The following is a 10135-nucleotide window of genomic DNA, read 5'->3' as shown; positions in this document are numbered from 1 at the left end:
CGGTTTTTTGCTTGAGCAATGCTCTAAACTTTTGGGATCAAAGGGATCGCTGCCATGGCGTTCTATCAGGCTCTGATCCCGCCGCCGGGCGCCGGCGGGCTGCGCGAGGAGGTCGAGCAGGCCAGGCTCCTGCCCGAGACCTTCACCTTTTCGGCGCTGGTCTTCGGCGGTCTCTGGCTGCTGTTCAAACGGCTCTGGCTCGCCTTCATCCTCTATGCGCTGGTGTGGGGCGGGCTGGTCTACCTGCAGCGCCAGATCGGCTTCTCCTTTTTCGCGGTGATGCTGTCGCATACCGCGCTTGCGGTCTTCCTCGGCTTCGAGGGTCAGAACCTGATTGCGCGCAAGCTGATGCGGAAGGGCTGGCGGCTGGTCGACGTGGTCGAGGCGCCGGATCTCTCCAGCGCCGAGCGCCGCTTCTTCGAGCGGGCCCTGCCGGCCGGCGCGGCGCCCCGCATCGTCGAGACGGCACCGGCTCCCGCGCGCTTCGCAGCGAGCTCCGCGCCGGTGATCGGCCTCTTCCCGGAGGCGAACGGGCGATGAGCCAGACCGTTACCATCGTCGATTACGGCTCGGGCAATCTCCACTCGGCCGCCAAGGCCTTTGAGCGCGCCGCCGTTGAGGCCGGCACGCCAGCGACCATCCGCGTCACCAGCGATCCCGCCGAGGTCCGCGCCGCCGATCGCATCGTGCTGCCCGGCGTCGGCGCCTTCGCCGACTGCCGGCGCGGGCTCGACGCCGTCCCCGGCATGGTCGAGGCGCTGGAGGAGACAGTGCGCGGCAAGGGCCGGCCCTTCCTCGGCATCTGCGTCGGCATGCAGCTGATGGCGAGCCGCGGCCTCGAATATGTCACCACCGAGGGCCTTAACTGGATTGCCGGCGACGTCGCGCTGATCCGCCCGGGCGATGACGCCCTGAAGATCCCGCATATGGGCTGGAACACGCTGCACCCGCAGGACGAGCATCCGCTCCTCACCGGAATCGAGACCGGCCCTTCCGGCTGGCACGCCTATTTCGTCCACTCCTACGCGCTGACGGCCACAAGGCCGGAGGAGGTGCTGGCGCTGACCGATTACGGCGGCCCGGTCACCGCGATCGTGGCAAAGGACAATATCGCCGGCACCCAGTTCCACCCCGAGAAGAGCCAGAAGCTCGGCCTCAAGCTGATCGGCAATTTCCTGAGGTGGGCGCCGTGATCCTCTTCCCCGCCATCGACCTGAAGGAAGGCCGCTGCGTCCGCCTGAAGCAGGGCGACATGGATCAGGCGACGGTGTTCAACGACGATCCCGCCGCCCAGGCCGCGACCTTCGAGGGACAGGGCTTCCAGTGGCTTCACGTCGTCGATCTCGATGGCGCCTTCGCCGGCAAGCCGATGAACGCGGCTGCGGTCGAAGCGATCCTGAAACGTGTTCGCTTCCCCGTTCAGCTCGGCGGCGGTATCCGCGACATGAAGACGGTCGAGGGCTGGCTCGCCAAGGGCATCGCCCGCGTCATCATCGGCACGGCGGCGGTGCGCGATCCCGGTTTCGTCCGCGAGGCCGCGAAGGCGTTTCCGGGCAAGGTCGCGGTCGGCATCGATGCGCGCGACGGCTTCGTCGCCGTGGAAGGCTGGGCCGAGACCTCGTCACTGGCGGCGGATGATCTCGGGCGCCGCTTCGAGGATGCCGGCGTCGCCGCGATCGTCTACACCGACATCGCCCGTGACGGCATGCTCCAGGGCATCAACTGGGACGGTACGATCGCGCTCGCCCATGCGCTGACGATCCCGGTGATCGCCTCGGGCGGCCTTGCCTCCATGGCCGATATCGAACGCCTCTGCGCGCCCGATGCCGCGATCCTCGAGGGCGCGATCACCGGCCGCGCCCTTTATGACGGCCGGATCGATCCTGCGGCGGCGCTGGCGCGGCTGGCGGCCGCCTGAGCCTCAGCGAAGATACTGCTCGTAGTAGCGCTGGTACTCGCCGGTCGCCTTGGCGATGTGCAGCCACTGGTCGACGAAGGCCTTGAAGATCACGTCGCCGCGCGGAAGCAGATAGCCGATCTCGATGAAGGTCAGCGGCTTGTCGGGATTGATGGCGCACAGGCCCGGCTTCAGCTTCTGCTGCACGGTCGCCTCGATCGCCTCGGTGACAAACACGTCGGCACGCCCGGCGAGGATTTCGTCGAAGATGCCGACATTGTCCTGGTGAAGCGTGACCTTGGCCTGTTTGAAGTTGCTCTTGGCGAAGCGCTCATTGGTGCCGCCGGGATTGGCAATCGCGGTGACGCCGGGCTTGTCGATGTCGGCGACGCTCTGGAACCTGTCCTTGTCGGCGCAGCGCACCAGCGGGATCTTGCCGGTCCGCAGCGCCGGATCCGAGTAGAAAACGCGCTTCTGCCGCTCCAGCGTCACGCCGATGCCGCCCATGGCGATATCGCATTTGCCGCCGGTGAAATCGGCCATCAACTCGGCCCATTTCGTCCGCACGAATTTGGGCTCGACGCCGATCGCCTTGGCTAGCGACTTCGCCATCTCGATGTCGATGCCCTCATAGCTGTCGCCGACGGCATTGGTGAACGGCTTGTAGTCGCCGGTGGTGCAGATCCGCAGCGTCCCGGCGCTCTGGATCGCATCGAGTGCGCTGGCCGGTGCCTGCGCCTGGACGGCGCCGATCGAGATGAAGGCTGCGCAGGCGGCGGAGAACGCCGCGCGGATGATCGTCGACAGCATGAAAAAAGCCCTCATCCCCTCTCTTGTCAGTGCCGCAAGGAGAGCAGCGCGCGGGACCAGCTTCAACCGCCATGCGGGTAAGGGCGCCCGTGCCTGGCATGCATCGCTTGACTAGCAGGCGTTGCATCGCGTCGTGCTGAAACATGCTGCAGGTTGCGCCACGCCACTGTCTGTCAGCGAAGCGGCGCGACCCTGCCGAAAAGTCAGCGAACGAACTGATTGTAGATCGTGCCGAACTCCCCGGTTGCCTTGGCGAGATGCAGCCATTGGTCGACGAACGCCTTGAAAACGATGTCGCCGCGCGGCAGCAGATAGCCCATTTCGCCATATTGCAGCGGCGAGTCCGGGTTGATGGCGCACAAGCCCGGGCGGATCTTCTCCTGGACTTTCGTCTCGATCGACTCGGCCACCATGACGTCGGCCTTGCCGGCGAGGATCTGATCCCAGATCGTGACGTTGTCCGGGAAGATCTCGATCTTGGCCTGCTTGAAGTTGGCGCGCACGAAGCGCTCGTTCGTGCCGCCCGGATTGACGATGACGCGTGTCTCCGGCTTGTCGATGTCGGCGACGGTCTGGAACTTCGAGACGTCGGCGCAGCGTGCGATCGGCGCCTTGCCGTTGATCAGATAGGGCGCGGAGAAGAAGGCGCGCTTCTGCCGGTCGAGCGTCACCGAGATGCCGCCCATGGCGATGTCGCATTTGCCGCCGGTGAAGTCGTTCATCAGGTCGGCCCATTTCGTCTGCACGAATTTGGCCTCGACGCCGATGGCCTTCGCCAGCGATTTTCCGAGCTCGATGTCGATGCCCTCATAGCTGCCGTCCTTGGCGAGCGTGAACGGCTTGTAGTCGCCGGTGGTGCAGATCTGCAGGGCTCCGCGGCTCTGGATCGTCTCGAGCTGGCTGGCCGGAGCCTGCGCCAGCGCGGCGGCGCTCAAACCGAGCCCGGCCACGGCGCTCAGCACAGCCAGTTTCAGGCCCTTGAAGGGCGATGCGATCGTCATGGAAATCCCCTCGGCTTTGCTTGTGGCGCGCAGGAGAGCAGGGATCGTGGCGGCGATCAATCCGGCCTGTGTGCGCTGCGTTTGCGTGCCGTGCAGCGGCAGCGCTATATGCGCCGACCCGTTTTTGTCGCTCCCGCTCGGGCAGGCCCGCCGATGACCTTGAAGACCCGCATCATCCCCTGCCTCGACGTCAAAGACGGCCGCGTCGTCAAAGGCGTGAAATTCGTCGATCTCGTCGATGCCGGCGATCCCGTCGAGGCCGCTAAGGCCTATGACGCGGCCGGGGCCGACGAGCTCTGCTTCCTCGACATCACCGCAAGCCATGAGGCGCGCGGGACCTTGCTCGACGTCGTCACCCGCACGGCCGAGGCCTGCTTCATGCCGCTGACCGTCGGCGGCGGCGTGCGCAAGGTCGAGGATATCCGCGCGCTGCTGCTGGCCGGCGCCGACAAGGTCGCGATCAACACCGCGGCGGTGACCAACCGCCCCTTCGTCAAGGAAGCCGCGGAAAAATTCGGCGACCAGTGCATCGTCGTCGCCATCGACGCAAAGCAGGTCACGCCCGGGCGCTGGGAAATCTTCACCCATGGCGGGCGCAACGCCACCGGGATCGACGCCATCGCCTTCGCCCGCGAGGTCGTCTCGCTCGGCGCCGGCGAGTTGCTGGTGACCTCGATGGACCGCGACGGCACAAAATCTGGTTACGACATCGGCCTGACCCAGCGCATCGCCGACGCGGTCTCGGTGCCGGTGATCGCCTCGGGTGGGGTCGGCGATCTCGACGATCTCGTCGCCGGCGTGCGCGACGGCCATGCCTCGGCGGTGCTCGCCGCCTCGATCTTCCATTTCGGCACCTACAGCATTCCGCAGGCCAAGGCGCATATGGCCGCCGCCGGGCTGGCGATGCGGCTGGATTGAGCGATGACTGCTTTTTCCCTCGCCGACCTCGAACGCATCGTCGCCGAGCGCGCCAGTGTTTCGCCGGAAGAATCCTGGACGGCCAAGCTCTTGGCCGCCGGACCCGAGCGCGCCGCCAAGAAGTTCGGCGAGGAAGCGGTCGAGGCCGTCATCGCCGCTGTTAAGGGCGATCGCGACGAACTGATCGCCGAGAGCGCCGATGTGCTTTATCATCTTTTGGTCGTGCTCAGGTCACGCGATGTTGCATTGCGGGACGTCTTGAGCCAGCTTGAGGCCCGCAGCGCGCGCTCCGGCCTGGCCGAGAAGGCGGCGCGACCCCGTTAGGGCATGGTCGTGCCCAAGTTTGAAAGTCGAGGCCGTTGCGTTGAACCTCGAAGCTTGGAATACGGGGGGCATCATGGACCAGCGTCCGCTCGCGGCGCCCTCCGCCCCCGATCTGGTCTCGCCCTATCGCAGTTTCTCGCGCGACGAGTGGGCGCATTTGCGAGCCGATGCGCCGCTGACGCTGTCGGTCGACGACCTGACCAAGCTGCAATCGATCAACGACCCGATCTCGCTCGACGAGATCGTCGCGATCTACCTGCCGCTTTCGCGCCTGCTCTCGCTCTACGTCGCCGCGACGCAAGGGTTGTTCAAGGCGACGCAGCGCTTCCTGATGGCCGAGGCCGAGGTCAAGGTCCCCTATGTCATCGGCGTCGCCGGCTCGGTCGCGGTCGGCAAGTCGACCACGGCGCGCGTCCTGAAGGCTCTGCTCTCGCGCTGGCCGAACACGCCCAAGGTCGAGCTCGTCACCACCGACGGTTTCCTCCTGCCCAATGCCGAGCTCGAACGCCGCGGGCTGATGCAGCGCAAGGGTTTTCCGGAGAGCTATGACAGCGCCGCGATCCTGCGGTTCCTCTCCGATGTGAAGGCCGGCAAGCGCGCCGTCAGCGCCCCCGTCTATTCGCATCTGGTCTACGACGTCGTGCCCGGCGAGCAGGTCACGGTCGAGCGGCCGGACATCCTGATCCTCGAAGGGTTGAACGTGCTGCAGGCGAGCCGCCTGCCCAAGGACGGCACGGTCACCCCGATCGTCTCGGATTTCTTCGACTTCTCGGTCTATCTCGACGCTGACGAGAACGACCTGCACCGCTGGTACGTCAACCGCTTCATGACGCTGCGCCAGACCGCCTTCCGCGATCCGCGCTCCTTCTTCCGCAAGTACGCCGAGATCGGCGAGGACGAGGCGCTCTCGATCGCCGAGAAACTGTGGACCGGCATCAACCTTCCCAATCTGCGCGAGAACATCGTGCCGACCCGCCAGCGCGCCAGTCTGATCCTGACCAAGGGCGCGAGCCACCGCATCCAGCAGGTCGCGCTGCGGCGGCTTTAGCGCGGCATCGAACCGCCGGGTCCAAAACCACGATGACGACCTATGTCGCCCTGCTGCACTCGATCGTGCTCGGCCCCGGCAGGCGCGTGCTGATGGCGGATCTGAAGGCGATGGCGGCGGAACTCGGCTTTCGTGATGTGCGCAGCTGGGTCGCCACCGGCAACCTGATCTTCGAGGGCGAGGATGCGCCGCTTGCGACGGTCGAAAGCCGATTGGAAGCGGGCTTTCGCACCCGCTTCGGCAAGCATGTCGATATCATCGCGCGCACCGCAGAGGCCTGGAAGCGGCTCGCGGCCCGGAATCCCTTTCCGAACGGCAACGGCGCCGATATCGGCATCCGCGTCATGCGAAAGCCGCTCGGCCCTGACGCCCTGTCCATGCTCCGCCGGCTCGCCGCGCCCGGCATTGCGCTCGCGATCTCCGACGGCGATCTCTGGATCGATTTCGGTGGCAAGCCGAGCGAGACCAGGCTGCTCTCGCATCTGACGACGAAAAAGCTCGGCATCGGCACGCTGCGCAACGCCAATACCGTCAACGCGCTCGCCGCGATGCTGGACTGATGCCTCTCGATTTCGCGTCCCTCGGCCTGATGGCGGGTGCAGCCTTCGTCGCAGCGACGTTGCTGCCGGCCCAGTCGGAAGCCGTCTTCATCGGGCTCCTGGCGGCGAAATCGGTCGATCCGACGCTGCTCTTCATCGTCGCCTCGGTCGCCAACACCGCCGGCTCGGTCGTCAACTGGTGGCTTGGCCGGCTGATCGCGACGGGCGGCGTCGAGCGGTTGCCGGCGCGGCTGCGGCCAGATCCCGTGCGTTTCGCCAAGGCGCAGGGCTGGTTCGCCCGCTTCGGCTGGCCGTCCTTGCTCTTCGCCTGGCTGCCGATCGGCGGCGATCCGCTGACCTTCGTCGCCGGCTCGCTCAACTATCCGCTCGGACGCTTCGTTTTGCTCGTGTTCATCGGCAAGGCGGCACGCTATGCCTTGCTCTGGGCGGGCTGGGCCGCCGCTGCATAAGCATTTGCGCGGATTCCGGTCTCGGGCTACCAGCGAGGCCCTTTCTGATGGAGACCAGATCATGAGCATCAAGCGCATCGCCCCCGGCCCGCGCATGTCGAAGGCCGTCGTGCATGGCAACACGGTCTATCTCGCCGGTCAGGTCGCCGACAAGGCGGCCGGCAAGAGCGTCGCCGAGCAGACCAAGGACATCCTCTCGATCATCGACGGCCTCCTGGCCGAAGCCGGCACCGACAAGTCGAAGCTGCTGATGGTCAACATCTGGCTCTCGGACATGTCGACCTTCGCCGAGATGAATGCGGTCTGGGACGGTTGGGTCTCGGCCGGCAACACGCCGGGCCGCGCCACCGTCGAGGCCAAGCTAGCCGGCCCGCAATACACCGTCGAGATCGCGGTCATCGCCGCGATCTGATCGCTGTCGCACGAGAGCAGGATCCGCAAAGTGGGAACCGGTCTGTCGCTGAGATCCTGCTCTGGGTTCTTCGGATCGATCACCGTGATCTAGGGTGACGGGAAACGTGAATCCGGAACTCGCCGCCATCCTGGCCCGTGTCTCGCAGCGCGAGGGCGTTCCCCCCGCGCTGCTGCTTGGCGTGCTCGCCTCGATGGGCGACGCTTCCGGCAAGCCCGACTTCACCCGCATCGAGAACAACCTGGCGCGCCGCGCCGGGGATTTCCGCAGCCTGCAGGCCCGGCTCGCCAAGCCGTCCGGGAACGATCCCGAGCGCGACCGGCTGCAGGGACAGGCCATTCAGGCGCTGGCCGACGGCCGGCTCGCCGAAGCCGATCGCCTGCTCGCTTTGGCCGAGCAGCGCAATCTCGATGGCGCCGCTGCTCCCGATGCGCTCTCCCGGGATCGTCTGCTCGCCGCCGCCGCCGGCCGCGCCGATCGTGGCGCCGTGGCGATGCTGCACCTCAATCCGCAAGCCTATCGCGAGGCCGCCGAGCGCTATGCCGAGGCGGCGCTGATCGCCGATTCGGCCGAAGCTGGCAGCGGGCTGACTTATGCCTGGATGCAGGCCGATGCGCTGGCGCGGCGCGGCGCCGACTTTTCCGACAAGGCCGCCTTCGTCGCGTCGATCGGCCAGCTGCGCGGCATGCTCGCCAAGCTCGATAATTTCGACCAGACCGTGCTCTGGGCCGAGACCCAGCTCAGGCTGGCGCGCTCGCTTACCGGGCTGTCGCATTATGAAGGCGGCAGCGCCCTGCTGCGCCAGGTGGTCGAGATCTACCGCACGACGCTGGAGGACCTGACTCGCGCCAAGGCGCCGCGCCTCTGGACCGCGCTTCAGACCAGGCTGGGCGAGGCGCTGGCCCGGCTCGGCGAGATCGAGGACGATGCCGGCCTGCTCGACGACGGAGTCGCTGCCTTTCGCGCCGGGCTGTCAGGGATGACGCGCGCCGACATGCCGCGCGAATGGGGCCGCCTGCAATGGGAGCTCGGCAAGGCCCATGTCGCGCTTGGCCTTCGTGCCAGCGGCGTCTCGGCTTTCGAAGCGGCGGTGAACTGCTTCAAGCTGGTGCTCGACGACCGGCCGCGCGAGAGCGTCCCGCTCGACTGGGCCGAGGTGCAGGACCGGATCGGCGCCGCGCTGGTCGGCCTCGCCCGCTATTACAACGAGCCGGTCGTGCTGGAGGAGGCGATCGCTGCCTTCGACGCGGCGCTGGAGGTTAGGCGTCGCGAGATCGTGCCCTCGCTCTGGGCTGAGAGCGCCGCGAACCGGGCCGAGGCGCGGCTGGAGCTGGCCGAGCGCATCCGCCACCGCGCCGAGGCCGAAAGGGCGACCACCGAGCTCGTCATGGCGATCGAGACGCTGCGCGGGCTCGGGCTGGCGGCCGAGGCCAAGCGGCGTGAGCCGAAACTGCGGCGGGCCGCAGTCCTCGTCGAGACCCTTCGGAAGAGCTGATCAGGCCCTGACGCGCAGGGCAGCGAGCCTCTCCAGCGCCTTGTCGAGCGTGGCGTCGTGCTTGGCGAAGCAGAAGCGCACGACATTGCGCACCGCCCCTTCCGCATAGAAGGCGCTGACCGGGATCGCGGCGACGCCGTGCTCGGCGACCAGCCGCTGGCAGAAGGCGACGTCGTCGCTTTGCCCGAGCGGGGCGATGTCGACATTCAGGAAGTAGGTGCCGGCGCTCGGCAGCACGCTGAAGCCGAGATCGCGCAGGCCGCCTGCGAAGCGATCGCGCGAGCGCTGGAAATCGGCGCGCATTCCCTCGAAATACCCGTCGGCCTTGCCCAGGCCATAGGAGACCGCCGCCTGCAGGTTCGGCGGCGTGGTGAAGGTGATGTACTGGTGCGCCTTGGCGAGCACGCGCATCAGCTCGGGCGCCGCCATCACCATCCCGACCTTCCAGCCGGTCAGCGAGAAGATCTTGCCGGCCGAGGATATCTTGACCGTGCGCTCGGGCATGCCCGGCCGGCTCATCAATGGCTGATGGCGGTGGCCGTCAAAGACGACATGCTCCCAGACGTCGTCGCAGATCGCGACCGCGTCGTGCCGGACGCAGAACGAGGCCAGCAGGTCGAGATCGGCCTCGCTGAAATTGGTCGCGGTCGGGTTGAGCGGATTGTTGAACAGCACCACCCTGGTCTTCGGCGAAAAGGCTTTCGCCAGCGCCTCCTCGCTCAGCCCGAAATGCGGCGGCGTCAGCGTCACGAATTTCGGGATGCCACCGGCGCGCCGCACCAGCGGCAGGTAGGCGTCGTACATCGGCTCGAACAGCACGACCTCGTCGCCGGGCGAGACGATCGCCATCAGCGCGCCGGCGATCGCCTCGGTTGCGCCGGAAGTGATCATCACCTCGGCCTCCGGATCGAGCTCCAGACCCTGCCAATGCCGGAAATGCGTCGCCGTCGCCTGGCGCAGCTCCGGCAGGCCCATCATTGGCGGATACTGATTCCAGCCCTCGATCACGGCTTGCGCCGCCTTGCGGCGGACGTCCTCGGGGCCGGGATCGTCGGGGAAGCCCTGGCCGAGGTTGACGGCCTGGTGCTCGCGCGCGAGCCGCGACATGGTCTCGAAGATCGTCGTCGGAAGGGCGGAAAAGATCGGGTTCATCGCGGCTGGCTTCACTCGGGAAGGCGGGCGGAAAGGCTCGGATGCCGCCATAGCACGCGCAACGCCGGT

Annotated in this window: 13 protein-coding genes; 10 read left to right on the top strand and 3 right to left on the bottom strand. The window is 67.0% G+C overall.

Features of this window, described 5'->3' with window-relative positions; translation table 11 throughout:
* Positions 1-54 precede the first annotated feature (54 nt).
* The 3 genes from CXY91_RS25530 to hisA are packed head-to-tail and all read left to right on the top strand — an operon-like array spanning position 55 to position 1918.
* Positions 55-540 (top strand): DUF2628 domain-containing protein, encoded by a 486-nt coding sequence (locus CXY91_RS25530; protein ID WP_100964498.1) that lies wholly within the window; start codon positions 55-57, stop codon positions 538-540.
* Complete coding sequence (gene hisH / locus CXY91_RS25525; protein ID WP_100964496.1) at positions 537-1193, top strand: imidazole glycerol phosphate synthase subunit HisH; 657 nt, start codon at positions 537-539, stop codon at positions 1191-1193. Before CXY91_RS25530 ends, hisH begins: the two co-directional genes overlap by 4 nt.
* Positions 1181-1918 carry a 1-(5-phosphoribosyl)-5-[(5-phosphoribosylamino)methylideneamino]imidazole-4-carboxamide isomerase gene (gene hisA, locus CXY91_RS25520; protein WP_199777566.1) on the top strand — a complete coding sequence of 246 codons (738 nt, stop codon included), beginning with the start codon at positions 1181-1183 and terminating at the stop codon, positions 1916-1918. The genes hisH and hisA overlap by 13 nt, the downstream gene beginning before the upstream one ends.
* A gap of 3 nt (positions 1919-1921) precedes the next feature.
* On the opposite strand, the gene CXY91_RS25515 is transcribed toward hisA, so the two are convergent.
* The gene (locus CXY91_RS25515) at positions 1922-2722 is read right to left on the bottom strand and encodes a transporter substrate-binding domain-containing protein (protein WP_100964494.1); all 801 of its coding nucleotides are present in this window, start codon (positions 2720-2722) and stop codon (positions 1922-1924) included.
* Between the two features lie 188 nt (positions 2723-2910).
* Positions 2911-3708, bottom strand: coding sequence for a transporter substrate-binding domain-containing protein (locus CXY91_RS25510; RefSeq protein ID WP_100964542.1), 798 nt, complete (start codon positions 3706-3708; stop codon positions 2911-2913).
* 153 nt (positions 3709-3861) lie between these two features.
* On the opposite strand from CXY91_RS25510, the gene hisF reads away from it, so the two are divergent.
* The 7 genes from hisF (at position 3862) to CXY91_RS25475 (ending at position 8914) form a co-directional block, all read left to right on the top strand.
* Positions 3862-4626, top strand: a complete 765-nt coding sequence (hisF, locus tag CXY91_RS25505; protein ID WP_092159819.1) for an imidazole glycerol phosphate synthase subunit HisF — start codon at positions 3862-3864, stop codon at positions 4624-4626.
* Between the two features lie 3 nt (positions 4627-4629).
* Complete coding sequence (locus tag CXY91_RS25500) at positions 4630-4950, top strand: phosphoribosyl-ATP diphosphatase (RefSeq protein WP_100964492.1); 321 nt, start codon at positions 4630-4632, stop codon at positions 4948-4950.
* A 73-nt stretch (positions 4951-5023) separates the two neighbouring features.
* A complete protein-coding gene (gene coaA, locus CXY91_RS25495) occupies positions 5024-5998 on the top strand; it encodes a type I pantothenate kinase (protein WP_091835742.1) in 975 nt (324 codons plus the stop codon).
* A gap of 32 nt (positions 5999-6030) precedes the next feature.
* Positions 6031-6558, top strand: coding sequence for a DUF1697 domain-containing protein (locus tag CXY91_RS25490; protein ID WP_100964490.1), 528 nt, complete (start codon positions 6031-6033; stop codon positions 6556-6558).
* The gene (locus CXY91_RS25485) at positions 6558-7007 is read left to right on the top strand and encodes a YqaA family protein (protein WP_100964488.1); all 450 of its coding nucleotides are present in this window, start codon (positions 6558-6560) and stop codon (positions 7005-7007) included. Before CXY91_RS25490 ends, CXY91_RS25485 begins: the two co-directional genes overlap by 1 nt.
* 61 nt (positions 7008-7068) lie before the next feature.
* Positions 7069-7419 (top strand): RidA family protein, encoded by a 351-nt coding sequence (locus tag CXY91_RS25480; RefSeq protein WP_100964486.1) that lies wholly within the window; start codon positions 7069-7071, stop codon positions 7417-7419.
* Between the two features lie 94 nt (positions 7420-7513).
* Entirely contained in the window at positions 7514-8914 is a 1401-nt protein-coding gene (locus CXY91_RS25475) for a hypothetical protein (protein ID WP_143079714.1), read from the top strand.
* Here CXY91_RS25475 and CXY91_RS25470 read toward each other — a convergent pair whose 3' ends face one another.
* Positions 8915-10066: an aminotransferase gene (locus CXY91_RS25470; protein ID WP_100964484.1), complete on the bottom strand. Its 1152-nt coding sequence runs from the start codon at positions 10064-10066 to the stop codon at positions 8915-8917.
* Positions 10067-10135: the final 69 nt, after the last annotated feature.

The sequence above is a fragment of the Allobosea sp. FBZP-16 genome (genome assembly GCF_002831785.1).
GTDB classification, from domain to species: Bacteria; Pseudomonadota; Alphaproteobacteria; order Rhizobiales; family Beijerinckiaceae; genus Allobosea; species Allobosea lupini.
This window is presented reverse-complemented; position numbering and strand designations above follow the sequence as displayed.

What these genes read in the sequence shown, in the direction of transcription:
- hisH (WP_100964496.1), top strand. Translation starts at nt 537, where the DNA reads ATGAGCCAGACCGTTACCATCGTCGATTACGGCTCGGGCAATCTCCAC.
- CXY91_RS25530 (WP_100964498.1), top strand. Translation starts at nt 55, where the DNA reads ATGGCGTTCTATCAGGCTCTGATCCCGCCGCCGGGCGCCGGCGGGCTG.
- CXY91_RS25485 (WP_100964488.1), top strand. Translation starts at nt 6,558, where the DNA reads ATGCCTCTCGATTTCGCGTCCCTCGGCCTGATGGCGGGTGCAGCCTTC.
- CXY91_RS25480 (WP_100964486.1), top strand. Translation starts at nt 7,069, where the DNA reads ATGAGCATCAAGCGCATCGCCCCCGGCCCGCGCATGTCGAAGGCCGTC.
- CXY91_RS25500 (WP_100964492.1), top strand. Translation starts at nt 4,630, where the DNA reads ATGACTGCTTTTTCCCTCGCCGACCTCGAACGCATCGTCGCCGAGCGC.
- CXY91_RS25470 (WP_100964484.1), bottom strand. Translation starts at nt 10,066, where the DNA reads ATGAACCCGATCTTTTCCGCCCTTCCGACGACGATCTTCGAGACCATG.
- CXY91_RS25515 (WP_100964494.1), bottom strand. Translation starts at nt 2,722, where the DNA reads ATGAGGGCTTTTTTCATGCTGTCGACGATCATCCGCGCGGCGTTCTCC.
- CXY91_RS25510 (WP_100964542.1), bottom strand. Translation starts at nt 3,708, where the DNA reads ATGACGATCGCATCGCCCTTCAAGGGCCTGAAACTGGCTGTGCTGAGC.
- coaA (WP_091835742.1), top strand. Translation starts at nt 5,024, where the DNA reads ATGGACCAGCGTCCGCTCGCGGCGCCCTCCGCCCCCGATCTGGTCTCG.
- hisF (WP_092159819.1), top strand. Translation starts at nt 3,862, where the DNA reads ATGACCTTGAAGACCCGCATCATCCCCTGCCTCGACGTCAAAGACGGC.
- CXY91_RS25490 (WP_100964490.1), top strand. Translation starts at nt 6,031, where the DNA reads ATGACGACCTATGTCGCCCTGCTGCACTCGATCGTGCTCGGCCCCGGC.